The organism is Mycobacterium sp. GA-1199 (assembly GCF_001500045.1).
In the GTDB taxonomy this organism is placed as follows: Bacteria; Actinomycetota; Actinomycetes; order Mycobacteriales; family Mycobacteriaceae; genus Mycobacterium.
The window spans coordinates 77,527-97,877 of record NZ_LQIX01000006.1 but is presented as its reverse complement, the minus strand read 5'-3'; the positions used below and the strand labels follow the sequence as shown (position 1 = coordinate 97,877).

At 66.0% G+C, this 20,351-nt stretch carries 26 protein-coding genes; 10 read left to right on the top strand and 16 right to left on the bottom strand.

Annotation, left to right across the window (positions count from 1 at the left end):
* Positions 1-9: 9 nt before the first annotated feature.
* The 4 genes from AU198_RS06260 to AU198_RS06245 all read right to left on the bottom strand — a co-directional run bounded on the left by AU198_RS06260 (position 10) and on the right by AU198_RS06245 (position 3,929).
* Positions 10-1,470: an MCE family protein gene (locus tag AU198_RS06260; protein WP_064346666.1), complete on the bottom strand. Its 1,461-nt coding sequence runs from the start codon at positions 1,468-1,470 to the stop codon at positions 10-12.
* Positions 1,471-1,472: 2 nt separating this feature from the next.
* A complete protein-coding gene (locus AU198_RS06255; protein WP_064346665.1) occupies positions 1,473-2,327 on the bottom strand; it encodes an ABC transporter permease in 855 nt (284 codons plus the stop codon).
* Positions 2,324-3,091, bottom strand: coding sequence for an MlaE family ABC transporter permease (locus tag AU198_RS06250; protein ID WP_064346663.1), 768 nt, complete (start codon positions 3,089-3,091; stop codon positions 2,324-2,326). The genes AU198_RS06255 and AU198_RS06250 overlap by 4 nt, the downstream gene beginning before the upstream one ends.
* Before the next feature lie 205 nt (positions 3,092-3,296).
* On the bottom strand, positions 3,297-3,929 hold the full coding sequence (locus tag AU198_RS06245; protein ID WP_231744587.1) for a TetR/AcrR family transcriptional regulator: 633 nt from the start codon (positions 3,927-3,929) through the stop codon (positions 3,297-3,299).
* 99 nt (positions 3,930-4,028) lie between these two features.
* Here AU198_RS06245 and AU198_RS06240 point away from each other — a divergent pair, with 99 nt between their 5' ends.
* Positions 4,029-4,886: an alpha/beta fold hydrolase gene (locus tag AU198_RS06240; RefSeq protein ID WP_064346739.1), complete on the top strand. Its 858-nt coding sequence runs from the start codon at positions 4,029-4,031 to the stop codon at positions 4,884-4,886.
* 90 nt (positions 4,887-4,976) lie between these two features.
* On the opposite strand, the gene AU198_RS06235 is transcribed toward AU198_RS06240, so the two are convergent.
* Both AU198_RS06235 and AU198_RS06230 read right to left on the bottom strand, forming a co-directional pair.
* Positions 4,977-5,423 (bottom strand): DUF732 domain-containing protein, encoded by a 447-nt coding sequence (locus AU198_RS06235; protein WP_197416032.1) that lies wholly within the window; start codon positions 5,421-5,423, stop codon positions 4,977-4,979.
* A 278-nt stretch (positions 5,424-5,701) separates the two neighbouring features.
* A complete protein-coding gene (locus tag AU198_RS06230; protein ID WP_064346658.1) occupies positions 5,702-6,658 on the bottom strand; it encodes a hypothetical protein in 957 nt (318 codons plus the stop codon).
* 61 nt (positions 6,659-6,719) lie between these two features.
* Here AU198_RS06230 and AU198_RS06225 point away from each other — a divergent pair, with 61 nt between their 5' ends.
* On the top strand, positions 6,720-7,469 hold the full coding sequence (locus AU198_RS06225; protein WP_064346738.1) for an adenylate/guanylate cyclase domain-containing protein: 750 nt from the start codon (positions 6,720-6,722) through the stop codon (positions 7,467-7,469).
* Here the strand turns inward: AU198_RS06225 and AU198_RS26095 are convergent.
* Entirely contained in the window at positions 7,451-7,627 is a 177-nt protein-coding gene (locus AU198_RS26095; RefSeq protein ID WP_156431506.1) for a hypothetical protein, read from the bottom strand. The genes AU198_RS06225 and AU198_RS26095 overlap by 19 nt on opposite strands.
* Before the next feature lie 42 nt (positions 7,628-7,669).
* Between AU198_RS26095 and AU198_RS06220 the strand changes: the two genes are divergently transcribed.
* Positions 7,670-8,347 carry a hypothetical protein gene (locus tag AU198_RS06220; protein WP_064346656.1) on the top strand — a complete coding sequence of 226 codons (678 nt, stop codon included), beginning with the start codon at positions 7,670-7,672 and terminating at the stop codon, positions 8,345-8,347.
* Between the two features lie 26 nt (positions 8,348-8,373).
* Here the strand turns inward: AU198_RS06220 and AU198_RS06215 are convergent, their stop codons facing one another.
* From AU198_RS06215 to AU198_RS06205, 3 genes are all read right to left on the bottom strand, one after another.
* Positions 8,374-9,195 (bottom strand): LmeA family phospholipid-binding protein, encoded by an 822-nt coding sequence (locus tag AU198_RS06215; RefSeq protein ID WP_082690885.1) that lies wholly within the window; start codon positions 9,193-9,195, stop codon positions 8,374-8,376.
* 303 nt (positions 9,196-9,498) lie between these two features.
* Positions 9,499-9,774 (bottom strand): WGxxGxxG family protein, encoded by a 276-nt coding sequence (locus AU198_RS06210; RefSeq protein ID WP_064346652.1) that lies wholly within the window; start codon positions 9,772-9,774, stop codon positions 9,499-9,501.
* Positions 9,775-9,928: 154 nt separating this feature from the next.
* Complete coding sequence (locus tag AU198_RS06205) at positions 9,929-10,414, bottom strand: SRPBCC family protein (RefSeq protein ID WP_064346735.1); 486 nt, start codon at positions 10,412-10,414, stop codon at positions 9,929-9,931.
* 119 nt (positions 10,415-10,533) lie between these two features.
* Between AU198_RS06205 and AU198_RS06200 the strand changes: the two genes are divergently transcribed.
* Positions 10,534-10,812, top strand: coding sequence for a hypothetical protein (locus tag AU198_RS06200; protein WP_064346651.1), 279 nt, complete (start codon positions 10,534-10,536; stop codon positions 10,810-10,812).
* 463 nt (positions 10,813-11,275) lie between these two features.
* Here AU198_RS06200 and AU198_RS06195 read toward each other — a convergent pair whose 3' ends face one another.
* A complete protein-coding gene (locus AU198_RS06195) occupies positions 11,276-11,641 on the bottom strand; it encodes a DUF1801 domain-containing protein (RefSeq protein WP_064346649.1) in 366 nt (121 codons plus the stop codon).
* A gap of 300 nt (positions 11,642-11,941) precedes the next feature.
* Between AU198_RS06195 and AU198_RS06190 the strand changes: the two genes are divergently transcribed.
* Positions 11,942-12,532, top strand: coding sequence for an alpha/beta hydrolase (locus tag AU198_RS06190; protein ID WP_082690884.1), 591 nt, complete (start codon positions 11,942-11,944; stop codon positions 12,530-12,532).
* 54 nt (positions 12,533-12,586) lie between these two features.
* Here the strand turns inward: AU198_RS06190 and AU198_RS06185 are convergent, their stop codons facing one another.
* The 4 genes from AU198_RS06185 to ychF form a co-directional block, all read right to left on the bottom strand.
* Positions 12,587-12,832 carry a type II toxin-antitoxin system RelE family toxin gene (locus tag AU198_RS06185; RefSeq protein WP_064346646.1) on the bottom strand — a complete coding sequence of 82 codons (246 nt, stop codon included), beginning with the start codon at positions 12,830-12,832 and terminating at the stop codon, positions 12,587-12,589.
* 14 nt (positions 12,833-12,846) lie between these two features.
* Positions 12,847-13,122: a type II toxin-antitoxin system Phd/YefM family antitoxin gene (locus tag AU198_RS06180; RefSeq protein WP_082690883.1), complete on the bottom strand. Its 276-nt coding sequence runs from the start codon at positions 13,120-13,122 to the stop codon at positions 12,847-12,849.
* A gap of 105 nt (positions 13,123-13,227) precedes the next feature.
* Positions 13,228-13,536, bottom strand: coding sequence for a hypothetical protein (locus AU198_RS06175; protein WP_064346732.1), 309 nt, complete (start codon positions 13,534-13,536; stop codon positions 13,228-13,230).
* Positions 13,537-13,652: 116 nt separating this feature from the next.
* A complete protein-coding gene (gene ychF, locus AU198_RS06170) occupies positions 13,653-14,726 on the bottom strand; it encodes a redox-regulated ATPase YchF (RefSeq protein WP_064346644.1) in 1,074 nt (357 codons plus the stop codon).
* 84 nt (positions 14,727-14,810) lie between these two features.
* Between ychF and AU198_RS06165 the strand changes: the two genes are divergently transcribed.
* On the top strand, positions 14,811-15,977 hold the full coding sequence (locus AU198_RS06165) for a DUF6542 domain-containing protein (protein ID WP_064346642.1): 1,167 nt from the start codon (positions 14,811-14,813) through the stop codon (positions 15,975-15,977).
* A 35-nt stretch (positions 15,978-16,012) separates the two neighbouring features.
* Here AU198_RS06165 and AU198_RS06160 read toward each other — a convergent pair whose 3' ends face one another.
* On the bottom strand, positions 16,013-17,014 hold the full coding sequence (locus AU198_RS06160; protein ID WP_064346640.1) for a 4-hydroxy-3-methylbut-2-enyl diphosphate reductase: 1,002 nt from the start codon (positions 17,012-17,014) through the stop codon (positions 16,013-16,015).
* A gap of 65 nt (positions 17,015-17,079) precedes the next feature.
* Here AU198_RS06160 and AU198_RS06155 point away from each other — a divergent pair, with 65 nt between their 5' ends.
* The 4 genes from AU198_RS06155 (at position 17,080) to AU198_RS06140 (ending at position 20,309) form a co-directional block, all read left to right on the top strand.
* The gene (locus tag AU198_RS06155; RefSeq protein WP_064346638.1) at positions 17,080-17,664 is read left to right on the top strand and encodes a lipid droplet-associated protein; all 585 of its coding nucleotides are present in this window, start codon (positions 17,080-17,082) and stop codon (positions 17,662-17,664) included.
* Positions 17,665-17,686: 22 nt separating this feature from the next.
* On the top strand, positions 17,687-18,934 hold the full coding sequence (gene xseA / locus AU198_RS06150) for an exodeoxyribonuclease VII large subunit (protein ID WP_064346636.1): 1,248 nt from the start codon (positions 17,687-17,689) through the stop codon (positions 18,932-18,934).
* Positions 18,921-19,133, top strand: a complete 213-nt coding sequence (locus AU198_RS06145; RefSeq protein WP_064346634.1) for an exodeoxyribonuclease VII small subunit — start codon at positions 18,921-18,923, stop codon at positions 19,131-19,133. Before xseA ends, AU198_RS06145 begins: the two co-directional genes overlap by 14 nt.
* 63 nt (positions 19,134-19,196) lie before the next feature.
* Complete coding sequence (locus tag AU198_RS06140) at positions 19,197-20,309, top strand: 3-beta-hydroxysteroid dehydrogenase (protein WP_064346632.1); 1,113 nt, start codon at positions 19,197-19,199, stop codon at positions 20,307-20,309.
* The last annotated feature ends 42 nt before the right edge of the window (positions 20,310-20,351 follow it).

Genomic DNA, 20,351 nt, shown 5'->3' with positions numbered 1-20,351 from the left:
CGTCGTGGTTCATCCGAACGGAGGCCCCGGTCGTGCGGGGGTCGGCAGGGGTGTCGGTCGTAGCGGTGTGGGTTGCACCTGGGCGGGCGAATGGACGATGAACGGCTCCGAACCCGGCGTGGGTCCCGGATCACGCGGCGCCATCGGCGGCGGGGCGGCCGGAAGGCCCGGCCACAGTGGGGTGCCGTCGTCGGCGTACAGGTCGGCACCGTAAGCCGGGGCTCCCGGATACGGGATCGGGCCTATCGCGGGTCCGCCGAACAGGTTGCGCACACTCGGCGGTTCGGGCACGGCGCGGGTGGTCGGCAGGTAGTTGGCGTACCCGGGGAAGCCGATGCCGGGATTGGGCCGCCAGTCGAGTCCGGTGCCGAACCCGGTGTTGGTGACGAGATTTCGTACCGGCCAATTCTGCGCGACGTCGGGCAGCGAACCGCAACTGGGTTTGCCGCCCGGCCCGCCCTTGGCGCCGACGATCGGCAGGTGATTGGGGTACCGGTACGGGTCGTCGCCGACCCCCAGCGCCACGTCGAGCACCAGTGTCCGGCCGTTACCGCCGGGCGCGTCGTACCCGCCGGTGTCCAGCAAGGTCTTCGCGCCGGTCAGCAGGCAGGTGTACTCCGGGCTGTACTTGTACAGCAGGTTGGTGGTCGGTTCGAGCACGTTGATGGACTTGATCAGGTTCGCTTGGTTCGGCGCGAGCAGGTTGATCCCGCTGTTGGAAAGTCCGATGGTGGCCAGCAGCAGCGCATCCAACTGGCTGGCCTGAGCGGTGATGGTGGTGCTTGTGGTGCTGAGTCCATCGAGGGTGATCAGGATGTCTTGTGCCGCAGCGCTGTACGTGTCGTTGAAATCGCGGAGTGCGCGCAGGTCCTCGGTGATTGTCTCGTTGCGTGGATTGAGTTCGAGCAGAACCTGATTCGCGTCGGTGGTGGCCTGCCCGATCAGCTCGCCCTGACCTCGGACACCCTCGGCAAGCGCGTACAACGTACTGTTGAGTTTGGCGGGGTCGACCTGCTCGAGCACATCGACGACGTTCTGGAACACCGTATTGGCCTCGACGGTGACGTTGCGGGACTTGATCACCTGACCGGGCTCCAGCCGCCTCGCGGTGGGGTCGCTGGGATAGATCAGGTCGACGAACTTGGCGCCGAACACCGTGGTCGCCCGAATCTGCGCCTCGACGTTGGCGGGGATGTAATCGAGCTTGTCCCTGTCGATCTCGAGTTTCAACGCCACCGGTTCACTGCCGCCACGGATCGACGCGACCCGCCCCACTTGCACGCCGCGCAACTTGACCTTGGCGTTGGTCTCCATCACCAGACCCGAACGGTCGGAGGTCAGCGTGACGGTTTCGGTCTGCTTGAAGGAGCCGACGAACAGCGCATAGGTCAGCCACAGGGCGACGGCGATCACGACCGCGAGGATCAACGTCCACCAGGCGGGGTGCAGGCCTTCGTCTCGTGCTTCCATCGTCACCCGGCCAGGTTGAAGTTACCGGACTGGCCATACACCGCCAGCGAGAGCATGACCAGGACGAAGGCGGCGACGATCAGCGAGGTGCGCACCGCACGCCCGACGGCTTCCCCCACCCCGGCCGGACCGCCGCGAGCGGTGAAGCCGTAGTACGTGTGCACGAGCATGATCACCACCGACAACGCGATGCACTGGCCGAACGACCACATCAGGTCGGTGGGGTTGAGGAATGTTCGGAAGTAGTGGTCGTACACGCCCGTCGACTGGCCGTAGATCACCGTGGTACCGAAGCGCGCCGCCCAGAACGCCATCAGCACGCCGACGCAGTACAGCGGGATCACCACGAGGAAGCCGGCGATCACCCGGGTGGACGCGAGGAACGCGATACTGCGGATGCCCATCACCTCCAACGCGTCGATTTCCTCGTTGATGCGCATGGCGCCGAGCTGGGCAGTGGCCCCGGCGCCGATCGTCGCCGACAGTGCGATCGCGGTGGTCGCCGGTGCGATCAGGCGCACGTTGAAGTAGGCCGACACGAATCCGGTCAGGGCCTCCACGCCGATCTCGGAGAAGTCGCTGTATCCCTGGACCGCCACCAGCGCACCGGTTGTCACGGTCAAGAAGCCGACGATGGCGACGGTGCCGCCGATGATGATCAGCGCCCCTGCGCCAAGCCCCATCTGCGCGATGATGCGAATCAACTCGATCCGGTAATGGATCAAGACGTAGTGCATGTTCCGCAACGTGCGGCCGTAGAACTTGGTCTGGGTTCCGATGCGGTTCCACGGGTCGGCCACGCTGCGGAACCTGGCCTTCAGCCAGGGGAATTGTGAATGCGGACGCGAAACGGTCATAGCGTGATCTTGATCGCTACCGCGGTCGCGACGATGTTGATCGCGAACAGCGCCATGAACGTGAACACCACGGTTTCATTCACCGCGTTACCGACGCCGGCCGGGCCGCCACGCACGGAAATTCCCTTGTAGCAGGCGATCAGGCCGGCAGAGAGCCCGAACAGTGCCGCTTTCACCAGCGCGATGATCACGTCGGTCGCACCGATGATCAGCGTCAAACCGGCGGCGAAGGCGCCGGGCGAGACATTCTGGATGTACACGACGAAGAAGTACGCGCCGGACAGGCCGACCAGAATTACCGTGGCGGACAGTGCCAGCGAGACGATGGTGGCGGCGAGAACCCGGGGAACTACAAGTGCCTGAATGGGATTGATGCCCATCACCCGCAGCGCGTCGAGCTCTTCACGAATCGTCCGCGCACCGAGGTCGGCGCACATCGCGGTGGCACCGGCGCCGGCGACCACCAAGACCGTCACGATGGGCCCGATCTGTCGCACCGTGCCCAGGGCGGCTCCCGTACCGGAGAAATCCGCGGCACCGATCTCGCCAAGCAATATCGTTTCGATGAAAGTCAGCAACACCGTGTAGGGAATGGTCAGCAACAGCGTCGGAACGATCGAAACCCGCGCCACGAACCACGCCTGAGAGATGAACTCACGCCACGCGAAAGGTGGCCTGAACATCCACACGAAGGTGTCGAGCGCCATGGAGTAGAAGCCGCCGAAGGCGCGCACGGGCTTGGCAATTGCATTGACAGCGACCATCAGTCGGCTCCCACCCGCGCGCCTCGCACCGCCATCTGCACTGCCATAGCCCGCCGACCTTCCCTGACACCAACAACCCGCGCCCGTGATGGCTGTGGCGCAAGGGTACACACGGCCGGACGTCCGGGAACCGTATATCGGGATTTTGCGGTTGAGCAACCGTCGACGTCGGTCACGCGAGTTAGTCCACTTCAGGGGCCACTGGCTAACCTTCGCGCACGGCTTCGTCGAGTTCGGCAACGCCCTGCCGGGCGCCCAAAGCGCGTAGCGCGAAGTCGAGCAGCCGGGCCTTGGCCAGCCGCAGACCCTCGTGGTCGTCGAAGGTCTGGCTGATCAGCACACGGCTGATGATCGCGTTGATGGCGACCGCGTCCTGCTCCGGGTCGGCCAACGGGAACGAACCGTCGGCGCGACCCCTCCGCAGGATCTCCACCAGTGAACGCTCACGGTCGGCATGGGCCTTCTCGCGCGTCTCGCGATAGCCCTTGGCGGCGCGGACCTCATCGGAGTCGATCACGGTGAAGTGCATCCGCATCTGCGCGTCGTGGATCAGGCCGAACATCGCCTCGATCCAGGCTTCGAGCTGCTCGGCGGGAGCACCTGACTTCTCCTCGTGGACGCGGTCGAGCCGCCGCGCCAACGCGTCGGTCTCCTCGCGCAACATGGCAAGGAACAATTCGTCTTTCGATTCGAAGTGACGGTAGAAGGCCCGCGTCGAGACTTGTGCCCGCTGCAGAATCGCAGCGACCGGGACGGGGCCCGTGTGCGGTTGAGACAAACAGGCGTAAGCAGCCTCGATGATGCGCTCACGGTCACGGGCGGCAAACTCGGGCTGCACGAGCGCAAAGTATATTGACGCTCTCATCAGGGACACCGGGATCGACGGAAATTCCCGGTAGGTAACGTGAGCCACCGGGGCGAGCCGGAGAGGACGGCCGTGAGCGCGACTGACAGCGAACCGCAGACCGTTAAGTTCCGCGGGTCGGAGGACATCACCCTGGTGGCCGACGAGTGGAACCACGGCGCGCAGACCGAGCAGCCCTCGGTCCTGCTCCTGCACGGCGGCGGCCAGAACCGCTACTCGTGGAAGCAGACCGGGCACGTCCTGGCCGGTCTCGGTCTGCACGTGGTCGCGCTGGACAGCCGGGGACACGGCGACAGCGACCGGGCGCCCAACGCCAACTACACCGTCGACGCGTTGAGTGCGGACACGCTGGCGGTCATCGAACAGATCGGACGTCCGGTCGCTCTGATCGGCGCGAGCATGGGCGGGATGACGGGCATGTTGGCCGCCGGCGCCGCGGGACCCGAGAAAGTCACCAAGCTCGTACTCGTCGACGTGGTACCGCGGTACGAGAAGGACGGCAGCGCCCGCATCCGCGAGTTCATGTCCAGCGGCATAGACGGATTCGAGACTCTCGACGAGGCGGCCGACGCGGTCGCCGCGTATCTGCCGTACCGCAAGCGCCCACGCAACCCCGAAGGTTTGAAGAAGAACCTGCGGTTGCGCGACGGACGCTGGTTCTGGCATTGGGATCCGGCGTTTCTCACTGCGCCGATCGACGACCGGTTCGTCCGCGAGGAGAAGCTCGAGCAGGCGGTGATGGGCTTGACCATCCCGATCCTGTTGATCCGCGGGAAGCTTTCCGACGTGGTCAGCACCGCGGGGGTAAAGGACTTCCTGGAGAAGGTGCCTCGGGCCGAGTTCGTCGAGCTCTCCGAGGCCGGGCACACCGCCGCCGGCGACGACAACGACGCGTTCTCCGAAGTCGTGGTGAAATTCGTCAGCCGGTGATCAGCACGGCTCCTAGGGCCGAAGGCGCGCACTGCGGTCGAGGGTGCCGACTTTCCGACACCCTCGATTGGCTACTGCCCGATGGAGCGCTCAGGCGAGCATGTCCCCTCCGGGCTCGTCGGTGTAGACCGGTGGATCACCGGTGTAGATCGGCACCAGCTCCGGAGCGAAAGCGACCACCGACGCGGCGACCACCTTAGCGGCACCTTCCATGTCCAGATAGGGCGCGTCGCTCCAGAGTTCGTATGTCACGGCCCCTAGATCGGCACCGCTTCGAAGGTCGTAGGCGATCGCGTGACCGACGAAGATCAGATCGTTCCAGCTGTAGCCCGGCCTCGGCCCGATCCCATCTTCGGTGAGCAGGCTGATGAACAGCGCCTCGTCCTGGGTGATTGCCGACGCCGACGGTGCAGTCGTCAGCGCTTGGCCGAACAACCCCAACATCAGGACGAGGCCGGCAGCCAGGATGGCCAGCATCCGGGTCGGGCCGCGGGTTGGGCGTCGCCTGGCTGCGTCGAAACGTGCGATGGTGTTCATGATTCCCCCTTCGATCATCGCTCTCACTTATCCGACGCTTTCCAGCCTTCACCTTGGGCCGAGGCATTAGCAGGGTCGATGGCCAGCAACGGCAGGGACCTATGTCGCCGCGGCAAGGGCACTACGTCACAATTTGACGGCCGTGTAACGAAAGCCGCTGGCAGCGATGCGAAATGGTTTCAGGCGTCGACGCAGGAAGGGGCGCCGACATGAGCGTCCAATTCGGCGCCAGCGAATTGCTAGCCGATCGCCGGAGCGACCCGAAGCGAGTCCTGCGGTCACGCCAGCAGCGGTACCGTTTCCTGGCGGTCGCTTGTCAGGATTTCGAACATCGCGCGCCGGCTGGCCGTCAACTCGGTGCGCTCGAACGCCTTGCCTGCCACCTGGATTCGGCAGTTGGCTATCGCGGAGTTGTAGCAGTACTTCACCGCGCCGTCGGTGTCGGTGTACGTCAGCCCGATGACGTCGGACGGATCGGTCACGATCTCGCCCTCGATCATCTGGTCTCCGACCCGCCCGCCGAACGTCCAGGTGAACGGACGGTAGTGGCCGTGGGTCTGCAGGCTGCCGCGGATCGAGCGCACCGCGAATTCCTGGCCGGCGTGCCGGAACACGAACAACGTCACACCCGGCAGCAGCACCGGCCCCAACGCCGCTCGGGCGGTGACGATTTCGAGTGTCGTGTCCGGTGCGTCGTCGAAACCGCAGACCTGCCCGAACGCGTACGACGGCGTGTGCCGGGTGCCCCAGTTGTGGTTGACGCTGCCGATCCAGCCGTCGAGAACGAGGCGGACGTCGTCGAGTTCGAGCAGCCCGTCGAAGCGTGCGAGGGGATGGCGCACCGTCGTTTTGGCGGTCGGGAACCGCGCCGCGTAGGCACGGTCGGTGAGCAGCCGGACCGGCGCTTCGTCGCCCGGGGTGATACGCAGGTCCCACCGCGCCGAGCGGTGCCCACCGGTGATTACGCCCTCGGCCGAACCGTCGTCGAGGGCGGTCGCGGCGATGCGCGCGGTCCAGTCCTCGTATCCGTAGTCAGCCGACTCGATCGGGTACGGCTCCTTGAGCGCGCGGTTACCTGCGCCGGCCGGGTCGAAGACCATCACCCACACATCTGCTACCGCCTCCCCCGCCGTGGGAAGCAGCAGCGTCTCCCGGAGCCACAGCGCCTGAGGCAGGTCAGGGTGGTTGGCGCGGATGTAGCGACTCTCGTAATACGGGGGCTCCGCAGACGTCACCGGTTCAGCATCCAATACTTGAGGGGTGACCGGTACCCAGATCGTGGCGTACGTACTGGCGATGCTGGCGGTGGCCGAGGGTGTCGCGCTCGCAGTGGTGTGGATCCGCTACACCCGCCAGCGTGAGGAACTCGACGAGATCCGTCGGCGTCTCGATACCAAGAACATGCTGCTCAGCGGTGGCCGCGAAGCGGTGAAACAGGTGTGGCAGACCGCGAACATCCTGCGCAAGGACGGTTTCGGCGCGGCGGTCCGGTCCTCGATCGAAGACCTCGCGGACTGGGCCGAGGTGGAGCGACCGGACCTGGCCCGTCTTGCACCGAGCGGCAAGATGGTGATCCTGTTCTCCGACATCGAGGACTCGACCGCGCTCAACGAACGCATCGGTGACCGCGCCTTCGTTCGGTTGCTGGGCCGCCACGACAAAATGGTGCGCCGTCACGTCAACAAGCATTCGGGTTACGTGGTGAAGAGCCAGGGCGACGGCTTCATGGTCGCGTTCGCCCAGCCTGAGGATGCGGTGCGGTGCAGCATGGATGTGCAACGGTCACTTCGCCGGCCGCCCAACGGTATTCGCGTCCGGATGGGGATCCACATGGGCAAATCGGTGCGCCGCGGCGATGACCTGTTCGGACGCAACGTCGCGATGGCCGCACGGGTGGCGAACGAGGCCGACGGCGGCGAGGTGCTGGTGAGCGAGGTGGTGCGCGACGCGCTCGCCGATGTCGAGGACATCGAGTTCGACGACGGCCGCGACGCCGAGCTCAAGGGATTCAGCGGATCACACCGGCTCTATGCGGTCGCGTCCTGACCGTCGGCGTTGGCCTCGGCGACCCGCTGGTGCAGCCGTGCCCTGATGTCGTCGGGCGTGTAGGAATTGCGGCGGCGCTGATCGCGCGCAACCAGTACGCCACCCGCCACCACACCCGCGACGCTCGCCAGCCCGACCCACTTCCAGATACCGCGCATGGCGCTCAGTCTGCCTAAGCTGCGGATGTGAAACCAACCGTCGTGTCGTTGGAGCAGGCGCTGGAAGCGACCCGCACCGGCGATCTGTGGCTGTTTCGCGGACGGTCGGGGCCCGACCGGGCCATTCAGTCGCTGACCAACAGTCCGGTCAACCACGTCGGGATGACGATCGCGATCGAAGACCTGCCACCGCTGATCTGGCACGCAGAACTCGGCGACAAGCTGACCGACATGTGGACCGGGCGCAACCAGCGCGGTGTGCAACTCAACGACGCGCGGCAGGTGGTGGAGCGATGGATCACCAACTATCACCAGCGCTGCTGGCTGCGCCAACTCACGCCGTATGCCAACCGCGAGCAGGAAGACCGGGCACTGAAGGTGGTCGCCCGCATGGACGGCACACCGTTCCCGAGCACCGCACGGCTAACCGGCCGGTGGTTCCGCGGGCGTCTGGCCGTCAGCGACTTCACCCGCGGAATTCCGTTCGTGCACAGGAAAGTTCGCGACGCGACGCTACGTAGAAAACAGGAGAAGCTCCAAGTGGGGCTGCAGACCGCATACTGCGCCGAGACCGTCGCCATCACCTACGAGGAAATGGGTCTGCTGACCTCGGAGAAGCACTACAACTGGTTCGATCCCGGCTCGTTCTGGAGCGGCGACACGCTGCCGCTCGCTCCCGGCTATCAACTCAGCCCCGAAATCGCCGTGACGCTGGACTGATTCGACACCGCCCGCAGTGATCGGGGTCAGAGGCGCGCGAAGCAGGGGTTGGTGTCCTCCTTGGGGATCGCGGCGTCGCGACTCGAGAACGTGCCGACCACACCGGATTCGGTGACCTCGACGCTGTCGGCGTGGATCCCGAGCGGGTAGTTGTCATTGAGCTTCTTGGTCAGCTCGTTGAGCGCGGTTTGCACAGCGTCCTTGGGCAGCGGTCCGGTGACGTCGAGGACCTGCAGGTTGAGGTCGCCGTCGGTCACGACGGGTTTGGCGCTGACGCTGTTGTCACCGGCCTCCAGAATCACCGTTCCCGCCGCGGGGTCGGTGCGCACGCCTGTCACCAGATTGCCGACGCCGGGCAGGTTCGCGGCAACGGTGTCCTTGATACCGGCCGACTTCCAGCTCAAGGTCGCGTCGAGTGACCCGATGGTGCCCTTGGAGTCCCCGGTGTCCTGCAACCGCACATCGGCGAGGGTGACCTCCGCGGTCATCCCATCGGCGCTCTGCACCCGGTTGCCGTCCGTGGTGACCGAGATATTGGTGTAATGCCCCGTGATGTGTTGCCACAGGAACGGCGGGTTGACGCCGAAGGAGATCTTGACGCCGTCCTCGGTCACACACTCGGCGACCTCGGTCAGGATGCTGTCCGCGCGCTGCCGCGCGTAGAGCTCGCCGGCGGCCAGGCCACCGATCAGCAGCGCGACCACGATGACGGCGATCAGCACGATCGTCGTCTTGTTCAACCCGTGCCGGCGATGCGGTTTCTCGCCCGCGCCGGGCGCCGGTCCGAACGATGGCGGTGGCGGCGGCGGGAGCGTTTCCGGACGCTCGATCTGCTGGGTCGGCTTCACGTCGGCCGGTGAGGGTGGCCGCGGAAAACGTTGTGTCGGACCGACATCCGCGCGCCCCCGTGGGGAGCGGAGCTGTTCGGTCGGCTGGTCGTGTTGCGTCGGGGACGGTTGCGTGGGTGGCTCCGGTGGCCGCGGCGGCGGGCGCCGCTGCGCCGGGTTGGGTGGCGGCGCGCCACGACGACGCCAGTCAGGCGGACCAGGGCGGTGCGGCGGCTGCGTCACGTGCGCGATTCTGCCTTATCGACGCTCGAGAAGCCCCCGCCAGGTCGCGTGCCTGGCGGGGGCTCGTGGATCGGTGATCCGCTACGCGCGCGGCGGCGGCGGATTCGTCGTGCCGGTGTTGCGGACGGCCGGGTAGTCGGCGTCCTTGCGCTTCTTCAGTCCGAGCAAGCCCAGCAGGCCCAGCAGCCCCGCGAGCCCCCACAGGCCGGTGTTGTCGCTCTCCTGCTCGTGCTCGACTTCCTGAGCGACCGTCGTGGTGGTCGTTGCGGGCACGGTCATATCAGTCGCATTCGCGACGCCGGCGCCGCCGAAAAGCAAACTGAGAGTCACGGCGCCAACCGCCAGTGATTTGTGCATTGTGTTGCTCCTTTTGTGTGTCGGAGCTAGTCGACCATGGACATCGAGTCCACCCCCCTAGCTCGCGAGCAAGTGTTTACCCCGATGAAACCGTTCAAACCTGATGCGCGCGAATTCTCACAATGCATCGTGCTTGCATCACTTGGCACGCCGATCACTCGGCGCGAAACACGGTCTGCCGCCTGTCGAGGTAGGCCGCGAGGTTCTCCAGCGAGGAATTCATCCCATCCGCGTGATCGGCCGCCGAAATACCGACCGGCACGTCGTCGGCGCGCAATTCGACCCGCGTACCGCCGTCCACCCTCGTCACCGTCCACGTCATCGTCATCGTTCCGCCGAAAGCCGCGTCGGCAGAGCCGAAGTCGACGGCATGGACGACTCGGTCATCGGGCTCTATCTCGACGAAGTGCCCCTCAACGACATCCGAGCCGGCGTCGCTCTTGCCACCCTGCGCGGGCGGAGTGCTGTACCTCAGGATCAGCCGGTAGGAACCGCCGGGCCGGGCGTCGAAGTGTTCGAATCGGCCGGTCATCCCCGACGGCGGCAGCCACTCGACGAGCGCCTCGGGGTCGACGAGTGCCTCGAAGACGCGGCTCAGCGGTGCCTTGACCACCCGCGATGCGGTATCCGTGCGTTTCATCACCAATATTGAACCCGATTCGGCGATCGCGATTCTTGGGATCGGTAGCGCGCCCGGCGCCTTGTACTCATCGCACCGGCGACGCGACACGGCGCGGAGCCCTCACCGAAAGGACAGCCATGAACACCCACAGCGTGAAGGAAATGATGATCGGGGCGCTGCTGTCGGGCGGTATCGGTCTGGCCGCGGGACTCACCGCGGGTGCCGCCAATGCAGCCCCGTCACCGCATCCGCAGCTGACGTTCGAGTACTCGGATGTCGCTGCGCCCGGGGATGGTTCGGTGCGCGCCACCAGTCCGCAATCGCGGTTGTGCGACGGCTCCGTGCGTGTCACCGGTGCCGCCCCTGAGGCGTGCGACGGCTCGGTGCGGGTGGCCATCCCCGGTGGTGTTCACTAGCACGGAAGGGTCTGCCGCGCTTGCCACGTGACTCCGGGAACGGTCTTGGCCACGTCGGATCTGGACTTGGTGAACACCCGCAACGCTCGGTGGGACGACCAGACATGGTGCGGCGCCGGCATTTTGGGTACTTACGCCAGTTCCCAGTGGATGCCGTTGATCCGGTCGTCGAAGGAGACCGCGTAGTAGCCGGGCCAGTACTGCGGATCTCCCGGAGCGGGCCGGTGACCGGTAAATCGCGTGTGAGCAGGCAATCGCGGTAGAAGCGGTCGACTTCTTTGCGGCTTCGCGCCCACAGCGCGATGTGGTTGATGCCGACGGCCTGTAGTCCAGACCGCGAACTCCACGTGACTGACCCCGCGCCACCGCATCCAACCCCTTTGTTGCGTACTACGGAGTGTAGTACTGCGAGCTCGATGCTGGGGCCGTTTCCGGCTGGCCTACGAATGCGCGAGAGCTAGCCTCACTTGCGGCGCTTCGACGCCTTATTGCTGCGGTTGACCTCGACGGCCCGATTGATCAGGGCCTTGAACGCACTTGGATCCAATTCGTCGTCTTCGCGTAGGTCGATCGACCGCCCCACCGGTGCCTGCAGGCTCGCGTTGAAAAGCTTATCGGGGTCGTCGATGGACGAGCCCTTGGCGAAGTTCACCTTGACCTTGCCCTTGTACATCTCCAGCGTGCAGATGAGCCCGTCCAGCGAGAACGCCGGAACGCCATCGGGGTTCGATGGCTTTCGCCACTTGATCTCCTCGACGACATCGGGTTCGGCATGTTTGATCAATGAGCGAATCTCGTCGACCCGGTCTATGCGCCAGTCTTCAGCCATACCCCCGAATTTAACGTCTGGCCACCGTTGAATCGAGAGCTCGCACCCGTTGCATCAACGCCGGATCTGGCTAAAGGTTCGGCAGTGCCCAAGCTAACAAGAGGACGAGGCTGCAATTGAGGTCGCCGGAGAGCAAGCCGGATTGCTCCGCGGAATCGTCATCCAAAAGTGCACGCCGACGGTCGCATTCGGTACGAGTAGCGCGTTCCGTGTGAGCCTCGAGCACGTCTTTGTTTGACCTTCCGCCGCATCGGTAGGCACGCACTAGGATGACGCTGACCCCCAGGCCAGACGGGCGAGGTGGCCGCCGATGCTCGAAGTCATCGACAAGGGCCGCTGCACGGCAGCTTGGGGTGCGCGCCGATCCTCGTGGGCCACTCGACGGGCGGCTTTCTCGTGCAGAAGTACCTCGAGTCTCGTAGCGCACCGGCGGGCGTGTTGATGGCATCGACTCCGCCACAGGGCATCCTGCGTGCGTCTCTGCGGGTATGGAGGAAACACCCGTGGGTTGCGATGCGCGCCAACACGATCGGCCAGGCACACGAAATCTTCAACACTCCGGCGTTGGCACGCGACATTCTCTTCACCCCACACACTCCGCCTGACATCGTGGCGTCCTGCGCGAATCGGGTCGAGCCGGACAGCATGCGCGCCGTCTTCATCGACCAGGTCTTCAGTCTGCCCGATACGAACCGGGTCACAACGCCGCTCCTCGTTCTAGGGGGCGAAGATGACGGACTGATCTCGAACGAAGAGGTTCGCTCCACCGCACGTGCCTATAGCACTGAGGCGGTTCTTTTTCCGAGGATGGGGCACAACATGATGGTCGACGCAGGCTGGCACGCGGTGGCCGATCACATCCCCGGCTGGTTGAGCGATAAGGGCCTGTGAGCCAATAAGCTCACCATTACACGTCGAAGCGGAACTCGAACTCGACGGATGACCTCACCGATAAACGTCACGACGGTGGGTGATGTGGATGACGCGGACGACCACACGGTCTTCGAATATCTGGTAGATGACCCGAAATTGGCCGCGCCGCGCCGAGTATCGGCCTTCGAGCTGATCGCGCAACGGCTTACCTACCCGATGGGGATTGTCGGCCAGTGGTCCTCGGATGAACTCCCAACACGCGACAGCAACCGATTCGGGCAGCTCTTCGGTCAGAGCCCGCTTCGCCGCCCTGGTCATCTCGATCCGGTACGTCAACGCGGGAGCCGGCCGGCCGCGCGCATCTCCTCAGTCACTTCTTCCAACGTGAAAATCTCGTCGTCTTCCTCGGCCGCTCGCACATTGCGCATCAAATCCGTGTCGCTGAGGATGGCGAGCGTCTCCATGATCGAGTCGTAATCGTCGGCGCTCAGTATCACTGCCGCGCGACGCCCCTGCCGAGTCACTTCGATACGTCGATGGGTGCGTACCGCTTCATCGACGAGCTTCGACAGGTTCGCGCGGACTTCCGCCAACGGCAGCGTCGTCATGTACAGAATTCTAGCGCGACTCGTGGCAAGCGGCACCAGATGTTCACCTGGAACACCACTACACACTGAACCGGAACTCGACCACGTCGCCGTTCGTCAGCCTCGCTACGACGGGCTCTCACCGATCGACCGCCGGGTCTCTGCGACCGCGCGCCGGATCTCGGCCTCGTCCCGTATCTCAGCTGCTTTGGAGCGACTTTCCCTGTCGGCGACGCGTTGCAATCGATCGCGCTCACGCTGTTCGCTGGCACCTTCACGCTCATCCGCACGCTGCTCGCGCTCATCGGCCGCCTGCTCGCGATCGTCGGCAATACGGTCCCGTTCGTCGGCTAGTCGGTCGCGTTCGTCGGACACCCGCTCGCGCCGCGACTGTTCAGACTCGCGTCGTTCAAGGGCGTGCTCGCGGTTGTCCATCTCAGCGGTACGCCGATCGGCCTCGCCCCCGCCATCGGCATCCTCATTACCGATCATCGGGTAACCCTAACGCCGCCACGGTCGCAGTGGAATCAGCGAGCGGCGGCTCTACCGCCCTACACGTTGAACCGGAACTCGACGACGTCGCCGTCGGCCATGACGTAGTCCTTGCCTTCCATCCGCACCTTGCCCGCTGCCTTCGCGGCGGCCATCGAGCCGGCCTCGATCAGGTCGTCGTAGGAGACGATCTCGGCCTTGATGAAGCCCTTCTCGAAGTCGGTGTGGATCACACCTGCCGCCTTGGGCGCGGTGTCGCCCTGGTGAATAGTCCACGCGCGGGCCTCTTTCGGTCCCGCGGTCAAAAACGTCTGCAACTTCAGTGTGTGAAAGCCGGCCCGCGCCAACGCATCCAGCCCCCGCTCGGTTTGGCCGATGGACTCCAGCAGCTCGGCGGCCGACTCGTCATCGAGCTCCTGCAGCTCGGCCTCGATCTTCGCGTCCAGGAAGACCGCGTCGGCGGGTGCGACCAGCTCGCGCAGCTCCGCCTTGCGAGCCTCGTCGGTCAGCACCGACTCGTCGGCGTTGAACACGTACAGGAAGGGTTTGGTGGTCAGCAGGTTCAACTCCCGCAGCGGCGCGACGTCGGCTCTTGCGGCGAACAACGTGGTTCCTTCGTTGAGGACATCCTGCGCGGCCACGGCGGCCTCATACGCGGGTCGGCGCTCCTTGTGCGTCCTGGCCTCCTTCTCCAGCCGCGGCAGCGCCTTCTCCAGCGTCTGCATATCCGCCAGGATCAACTCGGTCTCGATCACCTCGATGTCGGATTTCGGATCGATGCGGCCGTCGACGTGCGCCACGTCGTCGTCGCTGAACACCCGTACCACTTGGCAGATCGCATCGCTCTCGCGGATGTTGGCGAGGAACTTGTTGCCCAATCCCGCGCCCTCGGAGGCGCCCTTGACGATCCCGGCGATATCAACGAAGGTGACCGGCGCATGAACGATCTTTTCCGACCCGAACATCTTGGCGAGCTCGGCCAGTCGCGGATCGGGCAGCGGAACGACACCCTCGTTGGGTTCGATCGTGGCGAACGGGTAGTTGGCCGCCAGGACGTCGTTGCGCGTCAACGCGTTGAACAACGTCGATTTCCCGACGTTCGGCAGGCCGACGATTCCCAGGTTCAAGCTCACAGGGTCCAGAGTCTAGGAGACCGGGACGGGCACGCCAGAACCGCGCTGACAGCCACACGGAGCCAAAGCCGGTACGGTCTACCTGTGTCAGCACAGCGCGCACGGTCGGCCGTCGTCGCCGACCACCGCTCCGCGCATCCCAACTTTCCCGGTGTGCCCGGGTGGGGTGGCGTGCTGATCGCGGTCACCCTGACAACGATCGGGTTCGCGTTCGACGCTGGATCGGGCAGCAGGGAACTCAGCTCGGTGTTCGCCGCGTGCTATGTCCTCGGCTGCCTCGCTGCCGTACTCGCGGTCCGCCAGCAAGCGGTGTTCACCGCGGTCATCCAGCCGCCGCTGCTGTTGTTCGTCAGCGTGCCGGGCTCTTACTTCCTCTTCACCGGCGGCCAGTTCACCGGGGTCAAGGACCTGGCGATCAATTGCGGCTATCCGCTGATCGAGCGCTTTCCCCTGATGTTCTTCACCTCCGCGGCCGTGCTGCTGATCGGCATGTGCCGCTGGTACGTCGGAATGTCGAACCGTCGCACATCTCCCGCCGCCACCGAGGACACCGAGGCGGACAAGCCGGCATTGGCCACGACCGTCGCGGCCGCAGTGACGGCATCGGCGGCCAAGATCTCGTCGCTGTTCGCGCGCCAACCCCGTGACGAGGACGACGAGGTCGCCGCCCGGCCACGCCGCAAGCGCCGCGACACTGCCAGCCGGACCACCCGCGCCAGCAGGACCGACCGCGCGAGCCGGGCCGATCGCGCCGACCGCGCGGCGGCGCGCACCGGCAGGGCGGCCGCCGATCGCAGCGGTCGGCCGGCCCGACGCAGTACGCCGTCGCGGTCGCGCCATGTGCGGCCTCCCGCCACCGAGATCATCGAACCGATCGCCGAGCGTCCGCGCCGCGCTCGCTCCGGCAGACACGCCGAGCCACCGTCCGGCCCCGAGCCGCGACGCAGGCCGCGCCCGTCGAACCCGCGTCAGCCTGGTCCTCCGCCCTCGGAACGCCGCACGGGCTACGACCGCAGAAGTCAGGACCGGACCGCGGACCGGCCCGAGCGTCGCCGTCGCTTCGACGACTACCAGCCTCGCGAGCCGCACGGCCGGAACGGCAGCAACGGCAACGGGTCGGGCAACGGGACCCACCATCCGGTCTCGCGGGTGCGCTACCGCGGAGAGGAAGCCGACGACCGCGCGGAGTACCGCACGCGCCGTCGCGTCCCCCGCGGCTGGGAGGCCGACTCCTGGGAGTACGACATCTAGCCTCGAGCGCGCAGGGAACCGCACGCTCGATGGGGTTACGCGCGGGCGGGGCGGATCTCCCGGGGCAACGCGAACACGAGCGTCTCGTTGGCCGTCGTCACCGGCTGCACCATGTCGTAGCCGTACTCGGCCAGCCGCTCCAGCACGCCGCGCACGAGGATTTCCGGCACCGACGCACCGGAGGTCACGCCGACCGTCGTCACACCCTCGAGCCACGCGGGGTCGATGTCATCGGCGTAGTCGACGAGGTGGGCCGCGTCCGATCCGGCACCCAGCGCGACCTCGACCAGGCGCACGGAATTCGACGAGTTCCGCGAACCGACGACGATCACCAGCTCACACTCCGGAGCCATCGCCTTGACGGCGACCTGGCGGTTCTGGGTCGCGTAACAGATGTCGTCGCTGGGCGGGTCCTGCAGGGTCGGGAACTTCTCTCGGAGCCGACGCACCGTCTCCATCGTCTCGTCGACGCTGAGCGTGGTCTGCGACAGCCAGATGACCTTGCTCTCGTCGCGCACGGTGACGTTGTCCACCGAATCCGGTCCGTCGACGAGCTGGACGTGGTCGGGCGCCTCGCCGGCGGTCCCGATGACCTCCTCATGCCCCTCGTGGCCGATCAGCAGGATGTCGAAGTCGTCCCTGGCGAAGCGCTTGGCCTCGTTGTGGACCTTGGTGACCAGTGGGCAGGTCGCGTCGATGACCTTGAGATCGCGCTCCTTGGCGGTCTGGTGCACGGTCGGGGCGACGCCGTGCGCGGAGAACACCACGATCGCACCCTCGGGCACCTCGTCGGTCTCGTCGACGAAGACGGCTCCGGCCTTGGCCAACGTCTCGACGACGTGCCGGTTGTGCACGATCTCATGGCGCACGTAGACCGGAGCGCCGTGCTTCTCCAGCGCACGCTCGACGGTTTCCACGGCGCGATCTACTCCCGCGCAGTACCCGCGCGGTTCGGCCAGCAGTACGCGTTTCCCGGTCACGCCACCGGCGACCGAGCTCGAGGCGCCCGGAATCCCCATGTTGACAGTCGGCGGCATGGCTCCCAGGGTACGCATCCGCGGCCCAGCCAGACCAGCCGAGAAGTCGCCCGTAGGCTGTGACCATGGCAACCGCACCGTATGGGGTCCGTCTGCTGGTTGGCGCGGCGGTAACCGCCATCGAGGAAACCCGCAAGCTGCCCCAGACCATCCTGATGTACCCGATGACCGTCGTCAGTTCGCTCGCGCACCTGGTGATGAAGTTCCAGCAGGACGTCGCCGACCTGGTCAACAAGGGTGACGAGACGCTGGAGACGATCTTCCCACCCAAGGACGAGCAGCCCGAGTGGGCGACCTTCGACGACGATGTCGACGACTCAGAGCCGCCGAGCTCCGCCGCCGCCAGCGACGGCGAACGCATGACCGAGGGCCGCTTCGCGCTGTTCAGCAACGGTGAGCCGCGGTCGTCATCGCAAGAGAACGGCAGCGACCAAGACGACGAGGACCAAGGACTGGCGATCGGCGAGGCCCCCGAGATCGTCACCGAACTCGACTACGAGTCGCTGACGCTGGCTCAGCTGCGCGCGCGGCTGAACACGCTGCGCGTGGCCGACCTCGAGGCGCTGCTGGCCTATGAGGAAGCCACCAAGGGCCGCGCCCCGTTCCAGACGCTGCTCGCCAACAGGATCACCCGCGCGTCAGCCAAGTGAGCGGCCCAGCGGGGCTGCGAATATGACCGACGTCGAGCAGGGCCAGTCACCGGAGCACCCGTTCCCGGTCCGCTCCGTGTCGATGAAGATCAAAGACTGGATCGAACGACTGGGCACGGTCTGGGTCGAGGGGCAGGTCGCTCAGCTGTCGACCCGGCCGAACTCCAGCACCGCATACATCACCCTGCGCGACCCGTCGGTCGACATGTCGTTGTCGATCACCTGCCCGCGCGAGCTGGTGCTCAACGCGCCGATGAAACTCACCGAGGGCACCCGGGTCGTCATGCTCGGGCGGCCGAACTTCTTCGTGGGCCGGGGCTCGTTCTCGTTGCGGGTCAACCAGATTCGTGCGGTGGGTGTCGGCGAACTGTTGGCGCGTATCGAACGCCTGCGCCAGCTGTTACACGCCGAGGGTCTCTTCGACCCGCGGCTCAAGCGGCCGATTCCGTTCCTGCCCAACATGATCGGGCTCATCACCAGCCGCGGCAGCCACGCCGAACACGACGTGATCTCGGTGGCCACCGGCCGCTGGCCCGCCGTTCGGTTCGCGGTGCGCAACACCGCCGTGCAGGGCCCCAACACGGTCCCTCAGGTGGTCGAGGCGCTGCGCGGTCTCGACGCCGATCCCGACGTCGACGTGATCGTCATCGCCCGCGGCGGCGGCAGCGTCGAGGACCTGTTGCCGTTCTACGACGAAACGCTGTGCCGCGAGATCGCCAAGTGCACGACACCGGTGGTCAGCGCGATCGGACACGAACCCGACAATCCGCTGTGCGACCTGGTCGCCGACCTGCGCGCCGCCACGCCCACCGACGCCGCCAAGCGCATCGTTCCCGACGCCGCCGCCGAGCAGGCCTACATCACCGATCTGTGCCGCCGAGGTGGCCGCGCGCTGCGCAACTGGGTGCACCGCGAGCAGCACGCCCTGGACCAGTTGCGCAGCAGGCCCGTGCTGGCGCAGCCGCTGGCGGCGATCACCGCGCGCGCCGACGAGGTCGCCCGGCTGCGGACGACCGCCCGCCGCGACGTCACCCGGCTGGTGGCCACCGAGACCGATCGCATCGGACATCTGGCGGCGCGGCTGAGCACACTGGGCCCGGCGGCCACCCTGGCCCGCGGTTACGCCGTGGTGCAGACGATGCCCGACGCCCACGTGTTGCGCACCACCGAGGACGCCGCCAGAGGTGTTCGGCTGCGGGTGCGGGTGGCAGACGGGGCGATCACCGCGATCAGCGAGGGGCCGGAAGGGGCAGAAAATGAAGCCCATTAGTGAATTGGGATATGAGGAAGCGCGCGAAGAGCTGGTTGCGGTCGTCCAGCAGCTCGAGCAGGGCGGACTCGACTTGGATACATCGCTGAAGCTCTGGGAACGAGGCGAAGAACTGGCCAAACGCTGCGAAGAGCACTTAGCTGGCGCCCACAAGCGTATCGAAGAGGCCCTGGCCTCAAAGGACGGCGACGAAAGTTGACAGTGCAACGATTCCCGATGTGAGGGGTCGAAACTGTAACACGTTTCAGTTAGTCTGCTCGCCATGGGTGACTCAACGTTGACCACCGAACTGGGCCGAGTCCTCGTCACAGGAGGCTCGGGATTCGTCGGCGCCAACCTGGTGGCAGAACTGCTCAAGCGCGGACACGAGGTCCGCTCCTTCGACCGGGCGCCGTCACCGCTTCCGGCCCAGCCCGGGCTCGAGACCCTCGAAGGCGACATCTGCGACCCCGACCAGGTGGCGGCCGCGGTTGCCGGCATCGACACGGTGTTCCACACCGCGGCGATCATCGACCTGACGGGCGGTGGCGCGGTCAGCAGGCAAAGCCGCGAGCGCAGCTTCGCGATCAACGTCACCGGCACTGAACTCCTCGTGCGCGCGGCCCGCGCCGCCGGCGTCAAGCGCTTCGTCTACACCGCGTCGAACAGCGTCGTGATGGGCGGCAAGGCCATCTCGGGTGGCGACGAGACCCTGCCCTACACAGAGCGATTCAACGACCTGTACACCGAGACCAAGGTCGCCGCGGAGAAGTTCGTGCTGGCCGCCAACGGAGTCGACGGTTTGCTCACCTGCTCGATCCGCCCCAGCGGCATCTGGGGTCGCGGGGATCAGACGATGTTCCGCAAGGTGTTCGAGAGTGTGCTGGCCGGACACGTCAAGGTTCTCGTCGGCGGCAAGAACGTCAAACTCGACAATTCCTACGTACACAACCTGATCCACGGATTCATCCTCGCCGCCCAGCACCTCGTCCCGGGCGGCACCGCGCCCGGGCAGGCCTACTTCATCAACGACGGCGACCCGATCAACATGTTCGAGTTCTCGAGGCCCGTCGTCGAAGCGTGCGGCGAGCGCTACCCGAAGATCCGCGTACCGGGGCGCCTGGTGTGGTTCGCGATGACCGTGTGGCAGTGGCTGCATTTCCGGTTCGGGCTGCCCAAGCCGATGATCGAACCCCTTGGGGTGGAACGCCTTTACCTCGACAACTACTTCTCGATCGCCAAGGCCGAACGCGACCTTGGGTACCGGCCGCTGTTCACCACGCAACAGGCGATGGCCGAATGCCTGCCGTACTACGTCGACCTCTTCCACCAGATGAAGAACGCCTCGAAGGAGCCGACGGTGAGTGTCGCCACGTCCGCCCCACCGGAAGGCTGAGGCGCGCCTCGCGGCGATTCGTGGTCGCGAGCGCACAGCTAC

Bases quoted from the DNA above. Each gene is read 5' to 3' on its own strand.
- AU198_RS06260 (WP_064346666.1), bottom strand. From the start codon at position 1,470: ATGGAAGCACGAGACGAAGGCCTGCACCCCGCCTGGTGGACGTTGATC.
- AU198_RS06185 (WP_064346646.1), bottom strand. From the start codon at position 12,832: ATGACCAGGGCGGCGAAGCGGGCTCTGACCGAAGAGCTGCCCGAATCG.
- AU198_RS06175 (WP_064346732.1), bottom strand. From the start codon at position 13,536: ATGGACAACCGCGAGCACGCCCTTGAACGACGCGAGTCTGAACAGTCG.
- AU198_RS06205 (WP_064346735.1), bottom strand. From the start codon at position 10,414: ATGAAACGCACGGATACCGCATCGCGGGTGGTCAAGGCACCGCTGAGC.
- AU198_RS06155 (WP_064346638.1), top strand. From the start codon at position 17,080: ATGGCAACCGCACCGTATGGGGTCCGTCTGCTGGTTGGCGCGGCGGTA.
- AU198_RS06250 (WP_064346663.1), bottom strand. From the start codon at position 3,091: ATGGTCGCTGTCAATGCAATTGCCAAGCCCGTGCGCGCCTTCGGCGGC.
- AU198_RS06140 (WP_064346632.1), top strand. From the start codon at position 19,197: ATGGGTGACTCAACGTTGACCACCGAACTGGGCCGAGTCCTCGTCACA.
- AU198_RS06195 (WP_064346649.1), bottom strand. From the start codon at position 11,641: ATGGCTGAAGACTGGCGCATAGACCGGGTCGACGAGATTCGCTCATTG.
- AU198_RS06180 (WP_082690883.1), bottom strand. From the start codon at position 13,122: ATGACGACGCTGCCGTTGGCGGAAGTCCGCGCGAACCTGTCGAAGCTC.
- AU198_RS06210 (WP_064346652.1), bottom strand. From the start codon at position 9,774: ATGCACAAATCACTGGCGGTTGGCGCCGTGACTCTCAGTTTGCTTTTC.
- AU198_RS06145 (WP_064346634.1), top strand. From the start codon at position 18,921: ATGAAGCCCATTAGTGAATTGGGATATGAGGAAGCGCGCGAAGAGCTG.
- AU198_RS06235 (WP_197416032.1), bottom strand. From the start codon at position 5,423: ATGAACACCATCGCACGTTTCGACGCAGCCAGGCGACGCCCAACCCGC.
- xseA (WP_064346636.1), top strand. From the start codon at position 17,687: ATGACCGACGTCGAGCAGGGCCAGTCACCGGAGCACCCGTTCCCGGTC.
- AU198_RS06160 (WP_064346640.1), bottom strand. From the start codon at position 17,014: ATGCCGCCGACTGTCAACATGGGGATTCCGGGCGCCTCGAGCTCGGTC.
- AU198_RS26095 (WP_156431506.1), bottom strand. From the start codon at position 7,627: ATGCGCGGTATCTGGAAGTGGGTCGGGCTGGCGAGCGTCGCGGGTGTG.
- AU198_RS06225 (WP_064346738.1), top strand. From the start codon at position 6,720: ATGCTGGCGGTGGCCGAGGGTGTCGCGCTCGCAGTGGTGTGGATCCGC.
- AU198_RS06200 (WP_064346651.1), top strand. From the start codon at position 10,534: ATGAACACCCACAGCGTGAAGGAAATGATGATCGGGGCGCTGCTGTCG.
- AU198_RS06255 (WP_064346665.1), bottom strand. From the start codon at position 2,327: ATGACCGTTTCGCGTCCGCATTCACAATTCCCCTGGCTGAAGGCCAGG.